The sequence below is a fragment of the Cupriavidus pauculus genome, assembly GCF_008693385.1.
GTDB classification, from domain to species: Bacteria; Pseudomonadota; Gammaproteobacteria; order Burkholderiales; family Burkholderiaceae; genus Cupriavidus; species Cupriavidus pauculus_D.
Map to the genome: position 1 here is coordinate 2,849,649 of NZ_CP044067.1, position 14,899 is coordinate 2,864,547.

Annotated in this window: 16 protein-coding genes; 8 read left to right on the top strand and 8 right to left on the bottom strand. The window is 66.9% G+C overall.

The annotated features are described in order from the left end of the window. Window positions 1-22 precede the first annotated feature (22 nt). The 7 genes from FOB72_RS31025 to FOB72_RS31055 form a co-directional block, all read right to left on the bottom strand. Window positions 23-703 carry a GntR family transcriptional regulator gene (locus tag FOB72_RS31025; RefSeq protein WP_150377043.1) on the bottom strand — a complete coding sequence of 227 codons (681 nt, stop codon included), beginning with the start codon at window positions 701-703 and terminating at the stop codon, window positions 23-25. Between the two features lie 72 nt (window positions 704-775). After that, window positions 776-1,639, bottom strand: a complete 864-nt coding sequence (locus tag FOB72_RS31030; RefSeq protein WP_150377044.1) for an NAD(P)-dependent oxidoreductase — start codon at window positions 1,637-1,639, stop codon at window positions 776-778. 20 nt (window positions 1,640-1,659) lie between these two features. Continuing rightward, window positions 1,660-2,037 carry a 4-carboxymuconolactone decarboxylase gene (gene pcaC, locus FOB72_RS31035; protein WP_150377045.1) on the bottom strand — a complete coding sequence of 126 codons (378 nt, stop codon included), beginning with the start codon at window positions 2,035-2,037 and terminating at the stop codon, window positions 1,660-1,662. Window positions 2,038-2,126: 89 nt separating this feature from the next. Then, a complete protein-coding gene (locus FOB72_RS31040) occupies window positions 2,127-3,134 on the bottom strand; it encodes a tripartite tricarboxylate transporter substrate binding protein (protein WP_150377046.1) in 1,008 nt (335 codons plus the stop codon). Between the two features lie 64 nt (window positions 3,135-3,198). Continuing rightward, window positions 3,199-3,996: an enoyl-CoA hydratase-related protein gene (locus FOB72_RS31045; RefSeq protein WP_150377047.1), complete on the bottom strand. Its 798-nt coding sequence runs from the start codon at window positions 3,994-3,996 to the stop codon at window positions 3,199-3,201. Further along, on the bottom strand, window positions 3,993-5,261 hold the full coding sequence (locus FOB72_RS31050; protein WP_150377048.1) for a CaiB/BaiF CoA transferase family protein: 1,269 nt from the start codon (window positions 5,259-5,261) through the stop codon (window positions 3,993-3,995). The genes FOB72_RS31045 and FOB72_RS31050 overlap by 4 nt, the downstream gene beginning before the upstream one ends. A gap of 95 nt (window positions 5,262-5,356) precedes the next feature. After that, window positions 5,357-6,307 (bottom strand): LysR substrate-binding domain-containing protein, encoded by a 951-nt coding sequence (locus tag FOB72_RS31055; RefSeq protein ID WP_150377049.1) that lies wholly within the window; start codon window positions 6,305-6,307, stop codon window positions 5,357-5,359. 117 nt (window positions 6,308-6,424) lie between these two features. Here FOB72_RS31055 and FOB72_RS31060 point away from each other — a divergent pair, with 117 nt between their 5' ends. The 3 genes from FOB72_RS31060 to FOB72_RS31070 are packed head-to-tail and all read left to right on the top strand — an operon-like array spanning window position 6,425 to window position 8,937. After that, a complete protein-coding gene (locus tag FOB72_RS31060; RefSeq protein WP_150377050.1) occupies window positions 6,425-7,267 on the top strand; it encodes an alpha/beta fold hydrolase in 843 nt (280 codons plus the stop codon). Then, window positions 7,260-7,685, top strand: coding sequence for an acyl-CoA thioesterase (locus FOB72_RS31065; RefSeq protein ID WP_150377051.1), 426 nt, complete (start codon window positions 7,260-7,262; stop codon window positions 7,683-7,685). The genes FOB72_RS31060 and FOB72_RS31065 overlap by 8 nt, the downstream gene beginning before the upstream one ends. 19 nt (window positions 7,686-7,704) lie before the next feature. Next, window positions 7,705-8,937 carry an NAD(P)/FAD-dependent oxidoreductase gene (locus FOB72_RS31070; protein ID WP_150377052.1) on the top strand — a complete coding sequence of 411 codons (1,233 nt, stop codon included), beginning with the start codon at window positions 7,705-7,707 and terminating at the stop codon, window positions 8,935-8,937. Here the strand turns inward: FOB72_RS31070 and FOB72_RS31075 are convergent. Further along, on the bottom strand, window positions 8,931-9,140 hold the full coding sequence (locus tag FOB72_RS31075; protein ID WP_150377053.1) for a hypothetical protein: 210 nt from the start codon (window positions 9,138-9,140) through the stop codon (window positions 8,931-8,933). The genes FOB72_RS31070 and FOB72_RS31075 overlap by 7 nt on opposite strands. 277 nt (window positions 9,141-9,417) lie before the next feature. Here FOB72_RS31075 and FOB72_RS31080 point away from each other — a divergent pair, with 277 nt between their 5' ends. Genes FOB72_RS31080 through FOB72_RS31100 form a run of 5 tightly spaced genes read left to right on the top strand, consistent with a single transcriptional unit; the run spans window position 9,418 to window position 14,838 of the window. Beyond that, window positions 9,418-10,410 carry a tripartite tricarboxylate transporter substrate binding protein gene (locus FOB72_RS31080; RefSeq protein ID WP_150377054.1) on the top strand — a complete coding sequence of 331 codons (993 nt, stop codon included), beginning with the start codon at window positions 9,418-9,420 and terminating at the stop codon, window positions 10,408-10,410. Beyond that, window positions 10,407-10,805, top strand: a complete 399-nt coding sequence (locus FOB72_RS31085; protein WP_223851658.1) for a Zn-ribbon domain-containing OB-fold protein — start codon at window positions 10,407-10,409, stop codon at window positions 10,803-10,805. Before FOB72_RS31080 ends, FOB72_RS31085 begins: the two co-directional genes overlap by 4 nt. After that, window positions 10,802-11,965, top strand: a complete 1,164-nt coding sequence (locus FOB72_RS31090) for a thiolase (RefSeq protein ID WP_150377055.1) — start codon at window positions 10,802-10,804, stop codon at window positions 11,963-11,965. Before FOB72_RS31085 ends, FOB72_RS31090 begins: the two co-directional genes overlap by 4 nt. A gap of 12 nt (window positions 11,966-11,977) precedes the next feature. Beyond that, the gene (locus FOB72_RS31095; RefSeq protein WP_150377056.1) at window positions 11,978-12,643 is read left to right on the top strand and encodes a 3-oxoacid CoA-transferase subunit A; all 666 of its coding nucleotides are present in this window, start codon (window positions 11,978-11,980) and stop codon (window positions 12,641-12,643) included. Between the two features lie 53 nt (window positions 12,644-12,696). Further along, on the top strand, window positions 12,697-14,838 hold the full coding sequence (locus FOB72_RS31100; protein ID WP_150377057.1) for a 3-hydroxyacyl-CoA dehydrogenase NAD-binding domain-containing protein: 2,142 nt from the start codon (window positions 12,697-12,699) through the stop codon (window positions 14,836-14,838). Window positions 14,839-14,899 lie beyond the last annotated feature (61 nt).

The window sequence follows — 14,899 nt, forward strand, 5'->3', positions numbered from 1 at the left end:
GGCCGGCGGCGGTGCGGCGGTGCTACTTCGCGGCGGCTTCCGCCTCCGCGAGCATGCGCATCGCCGCTTCCTGCGCATTGGCGATATGTGTCCGCGCGGCCAGCTCGGCGCCATCGGCATCGCGTGCCTTCAGCAGCTTGTAGAGCTTGTCCATCTCGCGCAGGCTTTCCGGCAGGCGCTTCGGATGCATGAGCGACGTGGTGCGCAGCAGGTTGATGCGCGAGTGCAGGCTCAGCAGCGCTTCCCGCACAAGCGCGTTGCCGCAGTTGTCGAGCAGCACGTCGTAGAGGGCCGCCTTGGCCGCGAGGACGCCCTGCTTGTTCTGGTCGGTTGCCTGCTGGCGCAGGGTCTTCACGGCCACGCCGAACTGCGCGATCGCCGCGTCGTCGGCCACGCGCGCGAACTCCCGCGCGGCAAATCCCTCCAGCAACCCGCGCAGCGCATACAGTTGCCGCGCCTCGTCCGGCGTCAGTTGCGCAACGACCGGGCCCTTGTGCGGGACGTTCTTGACCAGCTTCTCCGCTTCCAGCTTGCGCAGCGCCTCGCGTACCGAGGTGCGGCTGACGCCGAGGCGCTCGCACAGGTCGCGCTCGATCAGGCGCGCGCCCGGCGCGAAAGTGCCGCTGGTGATCGCATCGCGCAGGACGTTCTCTACCTGACTGCGCAGGGTTTCGGCGCGGATCAGCCCGATATCCGTACTCATGGGTGTCTCTTTGGGGGTGTTCGAAATCAGATTGGCAGACAATCCTACAGGATTTCGCGTCCCAAAGATCGGCTATCGGGGCTGGACGTAACGATACATCTCGGTATGGTCGGCACCCTTGCCGAGCGCTTCCGATGCATCGGCGCACATGCCGCTGACATGGGCGCCCAGCTGCATCGACGCATCGACGGCCTTCGCCAGTTCCGCGGCAATGCCGACGTCCTTGGCCATCAACGCCAGCGAAAACCCGGAATTGAACGCGCCCGAGAGCATGAACTGCTTCACCTTGTTCTCGGTCGTGTTGTTCTTGCCCGTCGAGCTGTTGAGCACATCGACCATCACGTTGGGATCGATGCCGAACCGCTGGCCGGCGACGAGGGCCTCGGCCGTGGCGATCAGTCCCGCCGCGGACACGTAATTGTTGAGCGCCTTCATCGCGTGGCCGGCGCCAATCGGGCCGACGGGCGTGATGCTGGAGCCAAGGTGCGCGAGTACCGGGCGCGCGCGCTCGATATCGGCGGCGGCGCCACCGGCCATGATGGCCAGCGTGCCGGCTGTCGCGCGTGTCACGCCGCCCGACACTGGCGCATCGATCAGCGTCTTGCCTTGCGCGTTCAGCGCCTCGGCCAGCGCCCGCGTCCGCACCGGATCGGCGGAGCTCATGTCGATGACGAGCGCGCCCGCGGGCAATGCCGGCGCGAGTTCGTGCACCGTCGCATCGACGATATCGGAGTTCGGCAGCATGGTGATCACCATGTCGCACGTGCCGAGCGAACGCAGGCCGTCCGCCACCGCCGCCCCGGGAAACGCCGCGGCGAAGCGTTTGCGGGTATCGGCCACGACGTCGTAGGCCACCACGCTTACGCCTGCCGAGACCAGTCTGCCGGCCATGGGAAACCCCATCATCCCGAGGCCGATAAATCCAAGCTGTGCCATCGCGGCTCCTTAGGTGTTCCTTAAATGCCCATTTCCTTGAACACTTCGCGCGCCACGCGGAACGAGTCGATCGCCGCCGGTACGCCGCAGTAGATCGCCACCTGCAGCAGCACTTCCTTGATCTCGTCCTTGGTCAGGCCGTTGTTGATGGCGCCCCGCACATGCAGCTTCAGTTCGTGGGGACGGTTGAGGGCGGCCAGCATGGCCAGATTCAGGAAGCTGCGCGTGCGGCGTTCGAGTCCCGGGCGGTTCCAGACGTCGCCCCAGCAGTACTGCGTGACCAGCTCCTGCATGTCACGGTTGAACTCGTCGGCGTTCTTGAGCGACGCGTCGACGTACTCGCTGCCCAGCACTTCACGGCGGGTTTTCAGACCTTTGTCGAACAGTTCCTGATTCATGCGTGTCTCCTCGGAAAGACTTCATCGTAAAGACGCGTAATTCGTAAGTCAATACGACTGTCATACAATCTTCCGAGGAGGCAGGCCGATCAATCGATGTTCGCGCCGCTCTGCGCAATGAGGTCGACGTTGAGCTTGCCCTCGCGCGTGGCAAACGTCCGGAACGCGTCGGGGGACGCCGACGGCGCCGCTTCCTCGCCACGGCTGGCCAGCTGTTTCCGTACCGCCGGCTCGCGCAGGACCTTGACGCTGGCGCTATGGAGCTGCTGAACGATGGGGGCGGGCGTCCCCTTGGCGACGAACAGGCCGTACCAGTTGTTGAGCTCGTAGCCCGGCACGCCGGACTCCGCGATGGTCGGGTAGTTCGGCATCACGGTCGAGCGCCTGGCCGAGGTCACGGCAATCGGTGTGAGCTTGCCCGCATCGATCAGCGGCTGGACGGAAGCGGGCGTCGCAAAGCTGACCTGCGCATCGCCGGCGGCCACGGCCTGGCCGGACTGCGCGCCGCCCTTGTAGGGCACGTGCGTCATGGTGATGTGGGCCATCTTGACGAAGTGCACGCCCGCAAGATGCGTGACCACCCCATTGCCGCTCGACGAGTAGTTGAGCGCGCCCGGCGATTGCTTCGCCTTCTGCAGCAGGTCGGCCGTGGTCTTGATGCCGCTGGCCTTGCCGGCGACGAGCAGCAGCGGCGCCGTCGTCAGCTGTGTCACGGGTGTGAAGTCGCCCGCCGTGTAGCGCAGGTTCTTGTACAGCGCGTTGTCGCCGCCCATCAGGCTCGCGCCGCCGATATAGAGCGTGTAGCCATCGGCGGGGGACTTGGCTACATAGTCCGCCGCGATCGTGGTGCCCGCGCCGGGCCGGTTGTCGACGACCACGGGCTGCTTGAGTTCCTTCGACAGCGCTTCGCCGTAGATGCGCGCGATCGTGTCGGCCGCGCCGCCCGGCGGAAAGCCGATGACGAGCCGGATCGGCTTGCTGGGGTAGGCGTCCTGCGCGATGGCGGGATGGATGGCCAGGAAGGTGCCGGCCCCGATGGCGGCCAATGCGGTGGCCAATGCGGCGGCAGATTGTCGTAGATGCAGTCGTGCGTGCATGATGTCTCCTCGTTGGTGATGCCGGTCTAGACGTGCTGCCGGCTATGTCGATGAATGGCTGCGGCTAGCGGCCGCGAAACACGGGGCGGCGCTTTTCCCCGAACGCCTGGCGGCCCTCCGCATAGTCCTCGCTCAGCGCCGCGCGATCGACGAGCGCCTGAACGGTGTGCTCGGTCAGGTTCGGGTCGCCATTGGCGAGCCCGTTCAGGATCGCCTTGGCGCCACTGATGGACAGCGGGGCGTTATCGGCCAGCACGGCCGCGGCCGCGCGGGTCCTCGCCAGCACGTCGTCGGCGACATCGTCGACGAGGCCGATGCGATAGCCTTCGGCGGAATCGAGCCGTTCGCCCGTGAACAGGATGCGCTTGGCATTGGAGATGCCCACGAGTTCGAACAGCCGGCGCGTGCCCTTCAGGCCATAGACGATGGACAGGCGCGCGGCCGGAATCGACAACTGCGCCTCCGGCACCGCGTAGCGGAAGTCGAAAGCCATCGCGATGTTCACCGCGCCGCCCATGCAGAAGCCGTTGATCGCGGCGATGGTGGGCTTGGAGACGTTCTCGATGGCATCGCAGCAGCCATCGACGGCAGCTTCGTAGACGACCACCTGGCCGGGATTGGACCGTACGGTGGCGAACTCGGTGATATCGGCGCCCGCGCAGAAGCTGGCGCCGCGGCCGGTCAGCGCGATGACGCGGACATCCTCGCGCGCGTCGAGGGCCTGCATCAGCGCGCCCAGCCCTCGCCACATCGCAAGCGTCAGTGCGTTGCGTTTCCCGGGACGTTCGATGGAAACGATGGCGAGCCCATTCTCGACGTGCAGCCCGAGGTCGGGATAAGCCTGCATGCTGGTCTCGCTCATGACACCACCGTTTCGCGAGCGTCGGCCGCTTCGCGCCGACGGCCGGTTTCGGTCTGATACACCGCGCCGCAGGCCACGAGCGCCGCGATCTCGTCGTCCGAAAACTCGAACTCGCGCAGGATATCGGTGCTGTCTTCGCCCACGCGCGGCGGGGCGGCGCGGGCGACGTGCGTGGTGCCGTTGAACAGGATGGGCAGGCCCAGTGCGCGCATCGATCCTCCCTCGGGGCCATCGACATCGACCACCATGCGCACCGCGCGCGCCTGCTCGTGATCCAGCGCCTGCCCCACGTCGTTGACGGGGCCGGCCGGGATACCCGCCGCGTCGAAGCGATCGAGCCAGACCGCCAGCGTGTCCGCCGCGAGCACCCCATCGATCAGTTCCGCCAGCTTCTTGCGGTTGGCATGGCGGACCTCGGGCGTGTCGAAGCGCGGGTCGGTCGTCCATTCCGGGTGGCCGAGCAGGCCGGCGATGCGCTCCCAGTTCGCCTGGTTTGCGCCGCCGATTGCCATGCGGCCGTCCTGGCAGCGGAATACCTGATACGGCGCGACCAGTGGGTGCGCGGTGCCGGACGGCTTCGGGACGATGCCGCGCGAGAAATAACTCGCGGCATACCAGTAAAGCTGCTGCATCGACGCCTGCAGCAGCGACGTATCGACGCGCTGGCCGCGTCCCGTGCGCAGGCGATGGATATAGGCGGCGAGGATGCCTACCGCCGCGAGCACGCCCGCATTGACGTCGGCGATCGAGATGCCGGGCTTGACCGGTTCGCCGCCTTCCTCGCCCGTCACGCTGATCAGGCCGCTGAACGCCTGCAGGATCAGATCGAAGCCGCCCTTGCTCGCGAGCGGACCTTCGCGACCGTAACCGGTCACGGAGCAATAGATCAGCGCGGGATTGACCTCCCTGAGGACGTCGTAGCCCAGCCCCAGCCGTTCCATGACACCGAGGCGGAAGTTCTCCGTCAGCACGTCGGCCTGCGCCACCATCCGCAGTAACGCGGCCTTGCCTTCCGGCGATTTGAAGTTGATGCCGATGGAGCGCTTGCCGCGATTCAGCATCATGAAGGAAGCGGGCAGGCCGCTGTCGCCTTCGCGGCGATAGTTGCGGGCATCGTCGCCGGCGGGAAACTTCTCCACCTTGTAGATGTCGGCGCCCATGTCGGCCAGCATGAGCCCGCATGTGGGTCCCGCCATGATCTGCGACAGCTCGAGCACCTTGACGCCGCGCAGCGGCGCCTCGAACGGCGTGTCTCCTGTGTTCATCCCAATCCTTTTTTATTTCGTCCTGATGCGTGCGCCCAGTATAAGAACGCCGTTCAACGAAAAAAAATATGGAATTGGGATGGCTCGATAGGAAATTACGATGGATCGGTCAGGGGCCCGTCGGGCAATAGCCGCGCGCCGCGCCAGCTGCCGCTGTCCAGCAGCTGTTTGAGGATCGACAGCGTGGTGGCCACGACGACTTCGGCGGCGCGGCTCAGTGGCAGCGTGTCGGACACGCACAGCGAGATCTCGCGATCGAGCCGGTAGCCGGCAATCGGCAGCGCGGTGATGCGGGTCTGGCGCTGGACGTCGTCCGAGAGCGCCGACCACGGTAGTACGGTCCACCCCAGATTGGCCGCCACGAGCCGGATCAGCATGTCCGTGGAGCTCACCTCGCTGACGAGCCGGTACTTGAGCCGCTTGTCGAGCAGGGCGGCCTCCACGCGCTGGCGGATGGTGCTGGGCGCGCTGGGCAGGATCAGCGGACTGTTGGCGAGCTCGCGGAGCTTCAGCGTCTGGCGGCCTTCCACCGCGGTCTGCGGCAGCACCGCGTAGAGCGCCTCCGTGAACAGCGGCGTCACGCGCGCGCCGCGCCGCGGCTGCGCATCGACGGCGATCGCGATATCGAGCTTGCCCGCGGCAACGAGGTCGACGAGCTCCGCGCTGGGCCGCTCGACGATTTCCAGCAGAATGCCGCCGCTCGACAGCAGCTCGCGCACGAGCGGCTCCGCCAGCATCTTGCCGGTACTGCCCGGAATGCCGATCGCGGTCCGGCCGGTCGGATGGGCCACTTCCTCCGACACCGCCTGCCGGACATCCTCGTGCTGGCGCAGCAGCGACTTCGCGTAGCCGTACAGTACCTCGCCGGAACTGGTCAGCCGCGCGCCATAGACGCCGCGGTCGAGCAGCCGCGCACCGAGTTCGGTCTCCAGATTGATGATCTGCTGGCTCAGCGCGGGCTGCGCGATGCGCAGCGCCTCCGACGCGCGCGTCATGTTGCCGAGCTCGGCGATCTTCACGAAATACCTGAGTTGCTTGAATTCCATGCCATAAGCCTACGCGATGGAGTCATTGTTATTCAATATTTTTCCTCGATCGATGGACTGGCTATACTCTTCGGGGCTACGAGCATATCGAGAACAACAATAGAGCGAGACGACACCATGCAGTTTGCGGAATCCAACGGCGTACGGCTTTTCGTCGAGTCCACCGGCACTGGCGCGCCGATCGTCTTTGTCCACGAGTTCGCGGGCGACTACCGCAACTATGACGATCAGGTGCGCTTCTTCGGGCCGCACTTCCGGTGCATCACGTTCAATGCCCGTGGCTATCCGCCTTCCGATGTGCCCAGCGACGTCGAGCAGTACGGCCAGGCGTTCGCGGTGGAGGATATCGCCGGCGTGATGCGCTGGGCGGGTGTCGAGAGCGCCCATATCGTCGGCGTATCGATGGGTGGCTACGCCACGCTCAACTTCGGCCTGACGTATCCGGAGAAAGCCCGCTCGCTGACGATCGTCGGCGCGGGCCACGGCTCGGACCCCGCGCGGCGCGAGCAATTCCTGCGGGACAGCGGCGAGCTCGCGGAGCGTCTCGTCACGCTCGGCATGGAGCAGGGCATCGTCCACTACGCCAACAGCCCGATCCGCCGCCGCTTCAAGGAGAAGAACCCGCGCGGATTCGAGCAGTTCAATCGCCAGTTCGCCGAACACTCGGCGCTGGGCTCCTCGCTGACCACGCGCGGATACCAGATGCGCCGCAAGACCATTTACGAACTGGAGGCCCAGATGCGCGCGTTGCGCGTGCCCGCGCTGATCGTGACCGGCGATGACGACGAACCCTGCATCGAGCCCGCGCTGTTCATGAAGCGCACGATTCCGGACGCACGGCTCTGGGTCGTGCCGCGCACCACGCATGCGGTGAACCTCGAAGAGCCCGAAGCATTCAACCGCGTGGTGTTCGATTTCATCAGCGCGGTGGAGCGAGACGGAGCGTCGCGCCATGCGTGACGCGACGCGCGCGGACTACCCGCATCTGGCCACGGTGCAGACGCGCTGGATGGACAACGACGTGTATGGCCACGTCAACAACGTCACCTATTACAGCTACTTCGACACCGCGGTGAACCAGTACCTGATCGAGCGGGGCGTGCTCGATATCCATGGCGGAAGGGTCGTGGGTCTGGTCGTCGATACCGGCTGCTCGTACTTCCGCTCCGTCGCTTTCCCCGACCGTCTAGAGATCGGCGTGCGCGTGGCGAAGCTCGGCAATTCGAGCGTGCGCTACGAGGTGGCGGTATTCCGCGAGGGGGACGCGGCAATCTGCGCGGCTGGCCACTTCGTGCATGTGTATGTGGATCGGGATTCCGGACGGCCGGTACCGGTGCCCGCGGATACGCGCATTGCGCTGGCGGCACTATGCTTCTGACAGGCAGACGGAGGCGGGCATGCAACGCATCATTGTCGTGGGCGGCGGTTTCGGCGGATTGTGGAGCGCGGTAGGTGCGGCGCGCAGGCTTCGCGAAGCGGGTGCCGCGCAAGCCAGTGTCGAGGTCGTCTTGATCGATCCCCACCCGCATCACAGGATACGGGTGCGCAACTATGAAGCGGACCTGGCCAGCACGCTCGTGCCCTACGCGGAGGTGCTGGACCCGATCGGAGTCCGGCACATCATGGGGGAGGTGACCGGCATCGACGCCGACGCGCAAACCGTCGCGGTGCGAGAGGGCGGCGAGACGCGGCCCTTGCCGTATGCGCGGCTCGTCGTCGCCACCGGTAGCCGGCTGGCGCGGCCCCCCATTCCCGGCCTGCAACATGCGTTCGACATCGACACCTACGATGGCGCCACACGCCTTCGCGATCATGTCGGCCGGCTGTCCGCGCTGCCGCCCGTGGAGGGCCGCTTTACCGCGCTCGTCATCGGCGCGGGGCTGACCGGCATCGAACTGGCACTGGAGCTTCCCCACCGTCTGCGTGAGGCCGCGGGATCGGGCGAGCATGCCGATTGCCGGACCATCCTCGCGGACCGCAACGCACAGATCGGCGCGGCCATGGGAGGTGCCCAGCCCGTGATCGAACGCGCATGCCGCGAACTCGGCATCGAGATGTGGCCCGGTTTCTCCGTCGCGTCCATCGATGCGTCGGGTGCGACGCTGACGGACGGGACCTATGTGCCCGCATCGACGGTCGTATGGTGCGGCGGCATGCGCGCGCATCCGCTCAATGCGTCGCTGCCCGTCACGCTCGATGCCATGGGCAGGCTGCCCGTGGACACGTTTATGCGCGTCCACGGTATTCCCAACGTGTTCGCCGCGGGCGACGCCGCCGAGGCCCTGATCGACGGCGAGCATCCGTCGGTCATGTCCTGCCAGCACGCGCGGCCCATGGGCCGCTTTGCCGGGCATAACGCCGCGGCCGAGTGGCTGGGCGAACCCATGCTTCCGCTCAGCATCGACTGGTACACGACGATCCTCGATCTCGGGCCCTGGGGCGCCGTGTACACGGAAGGGTGGGATCGGCGCCTCGTTGCGGAAGGCGAGGTCGCCAAGAAGACCAAGTTCGTCATCAACCACGCGCGCATCTATCCGCCCAGAACCGGGAACGCCGAGGAGATACTGCTGGCGGGCGCCCCCGTCGTGCAGCGGCCGCCCGCCTATGGCGACGGCGGCGCGCGTCACTGATCCGCGGGCACGTCCGACTTGTCCCGCGGCAGTCCGCGTCCCCGGTCGTGGGTCGCGTTGTCCAGATCCTTCTGCACTTCCTTCGTCGTCGGCAGCGGTTTCGTGCCGCCCGGTCCCGGCGTGTCCCGATGGTCCTTGTCGCGTTGTTCCTGATGCGGATCGCTGGGGCGCGGCGAGGATTGGGCCGGCTTGCTGGAGGTCATCGTCTTCTCCCATTGTGATATCCCTCCAGGTCGGGCAAGAGTCATACCCGGGGCGACACCACGCGGAAATCGACGTTGCGCGGCGGGCGTTGTAGTTTTTGCCCGGGCGTCTTCCCGTTCTTGCACGTCACCGCCCGGCGGGCGCGTTGAATTTCCACGAACACGCGCTTCGAAACTTTCGGATAGGTCTCTCCGGCCCGGAAAAATATACTGGCGTCCACAACGAAAGCGCGCGCCACCTCTTGTGACGACGCGTTCCACGACGCAGGAGACAACGATGATCCGAAGCCTCGCCCGCCGACGCCTGTTGGCGCAGGCCGCTGCCTGCCTGATTCTGGGCAGCGCCGCCTTTCCGTCCGCGCACGCCGAATCCTATCCCTCCAGGCCGGTCACCGTCGTGGTGGCCTTCGCGCCCGGGGGAATGACCGATATCGTGGGCCGCCTGCTGGCTGCGGAACTCGGCGAGGCATTCAAGCAGAGCTTTGTCGTCGAGAACCGGCCCGGCGCCGCGGGTCAGATCGCGACCGAGTACGTCGCCCGGCGGCCCGCGGACGGTTACACGCTGCTGCTCAGCGCCACGGGGCACGTCATCGGACCCGCCGTGCAGAAGTCGGTCCGCTATCGCCCGGTGCTGGACTTCGAACCCATCGCGCTGATCGCCAAGGCGCCGAACATGCTCGTCGTGAACCCCGCCGTGCCGGTCCACACCGTGCCCGAGTTCGTCAAATGGGCGAAGGAGCAGGGGAGCGTGCCCTATGGTTCGGCGGGCGCGGGCGGTTCGACCCATCTGGCCGGCGAACTGTTCCGGCATATGACCGGTGCCCCGCTCGTGCACGTGCCGTACAAGGGCGCATCGCCATCGACCAGCGCGGTGGTGGCGGGACAGATTCCCGTGGTGTTCCAGGACTCCATGAGCGTGTCCGCCTTCGTCGCCGCGGGCAAGCTGCGGCCGATCGCCGTGACCGGCGCCGAGCGCAGCAAGCTGTTCCCCGACGTGCCGACGATCGCCGAGGCCGGCTACAAGAACTTCGATGCCTATACGTGGCTCGGCCTTTATGCACCGGCGGGCACGCCGAAGGACATCGTCGCGCGATTGAATGCCGAAGTGAATCGCATCATGGCGTCGCCCGACATGGTCGCCAAGCTCAAGCGGCAACAGGCGGAAGCGGCTGGTGGCCTGAGTCCGGCCGCGTTTCGCGACTACGTCGGGGAGGAAGTGGCCAAGTGGCGGAACACGGTGAAGCTCACCGGCGTGCAGATCGAGCAATGAGCGCGCCCATGAATCGTACAGAGGAGACCACCACAAGTGCCGACGCACGATATTTCGGCCGGCTTGCCGAGGGCGTCTTCGAGATCCCCCGATGCCGCGCGTGCGACCGGTTTCATTTTTTCCCGCGCGTCGTCTGTCCGTTCTGCGGTGCGGACGATCTGCAGTGGGTGGCGCCATCCGGTTATGGCCGCGTGTACTCGACCACGGTGGTCCGAGGGAAGGAGCGCTCCCACAACGTATCCCTCGTCGACCTCGACGAGGGGCCGCGCCTGATGAGCCGCGTCGTCGATATCGATCCCGGCGAGGTGAAGATTGGCGCCCGGGTGAAGGCGCGTATCGGGCGGGAAGGCGACGAAGCGTTGCTGGAATTCGTACCTGCGGGAGGCGCGCAATGATCAAGGCAACGGATCGCGCCGGCGTGGCGATTCTCGGCACGGGACTGGCGGGCCTCGGCCACGCGGGAGGCCGCACCGAGCAGGAAATCATCGCCGAGGCAGCCCGGACGGCCGTGACCGCGAGCGGGCTGCGCATGGCCGATATCGACGGGCTCGTGACGTCGAGCCTCACGTCGCCGTGGTGGGTCATGCGCATGGCCGAGTACCTCGGCATTCGCCCGCGCTTCTCCGACAGCACGATGTTTGGCGGGTCGTCCTTTATCGCGGATATCCGCATCGCGGCAATGGCGATCGAAGCGGGCGAGTGCGACAACGTGCTGATCTGCTACGGCAGCAATCCGCGCAGCATTCCGAGCAGTTCGCGCATCAACGCCATGCGCGCGGAACTCGACCCCCAGCCCTACGAGCATCCTTACAAGCCGTTCAACCCGGTCACGAGCTATGCGCTGGCCGCCGCGCGGCATATGCACGAGTACGGCACCACGCGCAGGCAACTGGCGGAGGTGGCAGTGGCGGCGCGCCAGTGGGCGCAGCGCAATCCCGATGCGTTCGCGCGCGACCCGCTGACCGTTGACGACGTCATCGGCGCGAAGATGATCTCCGATCCGCTGACGGTGCGCGATTGCTGCCTGGTTACCGACGGCGCGGGCGCATTCGTCGTGGCGCGCGCGGACCGCGCCAGGGCGCTGCACGCGAAGCCGGTCTACGTGCTCGGCGTCGGACATGCGCACTGGCACCGGCAGATTTCGTGCATGGAGGACCTGACGCGTACGCCGGCCATCGACTCCGGGGCAAAGGCGTTTGCGCAGGCGGGGCTCACGCCGAAGGACATCGACGTGGTCGAGCTGTACGACGCGTTCACGATCAACCCGATCCTGTTTCTGGAAGACCTCGGCTTCTGCGCAAAGGGCGAGGGCGGTGCGTTCGTCTCTGGCGGCCGCATCGCCCCTGGTGGCGACTTTCCCATGAACACGAACGGCGGCGGCCTGTCGTGTGTGCACCCGGGGATGTACAGCATCTTTCTGGTAATCGAGGCCGTCACGCAGCTCCGTCGCGAGGCGGGAGACCGGCAGGTGGCCGATGTGGAAACCGCGCTCGTGCACGGCAATGGCGGCGTGCTGTCCAGCCAGGCCACCGCTATACTTTCGGCGCATCGATAGGGGCCTGTGGCGATGATCGACAAGTTCTTCGAGTCCGCCATGGCCGCGGTGGCCGACATCCACGATGGCGCGACCGTGCTGGTCAGCGGATTTGGCACTTCCGGGCAGCCGATCGAGCTGCTCGAGGCACTGGCCGAGCAGGGCGCCCGCGATCTGACCATCGTCTGCAACAACGGCGGTACGGGCGAGACGGGGCTGGCCAGGCTGATCCGGCTCGGGCGCGTGCGGCGCCTGCTGGCCTCGTATCCGCGCGGTGCGGAAGCCATGGCGTTCGAAGATGCCTATGCCGCTGGCCAGATCGAGTTCGAGTGCGTGCCGCAGGGCACGCTGGCGGAGCGCCTGCGCGCGGCCGGCGCCGGCCTGGGCGGATTTCTGACGCCCACGGCCTACGGCACCGCGCTCGCCGAAGGCAAGGAGACCCGTGTCATCGATGGCGTCGGCTACGTGTTCGAGCGGCCGCTGCACGGCGACTTCGCACTGGTCAAGGCGGACCGTGCCGATCGATGGGGCAACCTCACCTACCGGAAAGCCGGCCGCAACTTCGGACCGCCGATGTGCACGGCGGCACGGACCGCCATCGTGCAGGTGCGCGAGCGCGTGCCGCTGGGCACGATCGACCCCGAGCATGTCGTGACGCCCGGCATTTTCGTCAAGCGCGTGGTGCGCATCGATGCCTGAACCACGTATCCGCTGAATCCCATCCCGTCTTCCATCCCGTCTTCCATCGCGACATGTCCCACGCATCCGGCTCCATTCGTCTCTCACCTACGGTCACGCTCGAGCGGCAAGGCGATATCGCCGTCCTCTGGCTCGACAATCCGCCCGTCAATGGGCTTGGCGATACGACGCGCGCCGGCATTCACGCGGGCCTGACGCAGGCATTCGAGGACGCCGCCATCGCCGGGATCGTGATCGCCGGGGCGGGCAAGGTGTTCTGCGGTGGCGCGGACATCCGGCAGTTCAATACGCCGGCCGCCGCCGCGTGGCCGCAGTCGAAGGATATCCAGGCGCTGCTCGCCACGTCGCGCAAACCGGTGGCCGCGGCCATTCACGGCGTGGCGCTGGGCGGCGGGCTGGAGCTCGCGCTGGGTTGCCACTTTCGCGTGGTCGCGGCCGGCGCGCGCCTGGGGCTGCCGGAGGTGAACATCGGGCTCGTGCCCGGCGGTGGCGGAACCCAGCGGTTGCCGCGTCTCGTCGGTGTGGAGCGTGCGCTGGACATGATCCAGACCGGCACACCGGTGACGGGCGCGATAGCCGTGCAGATCGGCCTGGCGGATGCGGTCGTCGAGGGCGAAGCAGATGTGCCGGACGCAGGCCGCGTCGTGGCGTTGGCGGCGGACGTGTGCCGTCGTGCCGCGGCAGATGCCGGCGCGTTCCCGGTGGCCGCGCGGCGCGAGGTTGCGGCATGCCCGATCGACTTCGACGCCCGTCTGGCGGCCATCGGCCGCAAGGCGCGCAATGCCGTCGCGCAACGCGCTTGCGTGCAATGCGTGCAGGCCGCGACGCGTCTGCCGTTCGACGAGGGCGTTGCCTTCGAGCGCGCGCGCTTCGACGAACTGGTCGCGGGACCGGAGTCGAAAGCGCTGCGCCACAGCTTCTTTGCCGAACGCGAAGCGCCGAAGTTCGCCGAAGGCAAGGGCGTACCGCTGCGCCCGCTCGACCGCGTGGCCGTGCTGGGCGCCGGCACCATGGGCGTTGGCATCACCATGGCGTTCGTGAATGCGGGCATCCCGGTCACGCTCGTGGAACGCGAGCAGGCGGCACTGGACAGGGGCCTTGCGCTTATCCGCCGCAATTACGACGTCACCGCCTCCAAGGGCAAGCTCACCTCGGCGCGGATCGCGGAACGCATCGCGCGGATTGCGCCGACGCTCGCGTTCGACGCGATGGCGGACGCGGACCTGATCGTGGAAGCGGTGTTCGAGGACATGGCCGTGAAGCAGGACATATTCCGGCGGCTCGATGCGGTGTGCAAGCCTTCGGCGATTCTTGCCACCAACACCTCGCGCCTCGACGTCGACGTCATCGCGGCATCCACGCGGCGCCCCGCCGACGTGATCGGCCTGCATTTCTTCAGTCCGGCAAACGTCATGACGCTGCTGGAGGTGGTGCGCGGCAGGGCAACGGGCGTCGACGTCATTGCCACCTGCATGGACATGGCGCGGCGCATCGGCAAGGTTCCGGTGCTCGTGGGGGTTTGCGAAGGGTTCGTCGGCAACCGCATGCTGACGCCGTACTGGCGCGAGGCGGGCTTTCTGCTGGAAGAGGGCGCGTCGCCCGAGCAGGTGGATCGCGCGCTGACGGGGTTTGGCATGGCGATGGGCCCCCTCGCGATGGCCGATCTCGCGGGCATGGACATCAACTGGGCCACGCGCAAGCGTCTGGCGCCCACACGGCCCGCGCACCTGCGTTACTCGAAGGTTGCCGATCGCATCTGCGAGCTGGGCCGCTTCGGCCAGAAGACCCAGGGTGGCTACTACCGCTACGAACCGGGCAGCCGCACACCGATTCCCGATCCGCTGGTCGATGCATTGATCGCCGATTGTGCGCGGGAAGCCGGCATCGCGCGCCGGGCGATCTCGGACGAAGAGATCGTCGAGCGCAGCATGCTCGCGCTGATCAACGAGGGCGCCATGATTCTCGACGAGGGGATTGCAAGGCGCGCGTCGGATATCGATGTCGTGTATGTGCACGGCTATGGGTTTCCCGCATGGCGCGGCGGCCCGATGTTCCATGCGGAAACGCTCGGCCTCGCGCACGTACTGGACCGGATTTGCGCGCTGCATGCGCGGCACGGCGCGCACTGGGCGCCGGCGCCGCTGCTCGAGCGACTCGTCGCTAACGGTGCCCGGCGTTTCGACGGCGAGCGCTGATCAAGCTGCCGCGAACGCAGCGTTGAAAACTTTCGAATCGATTTTTGGCGGTGGCGTCCCT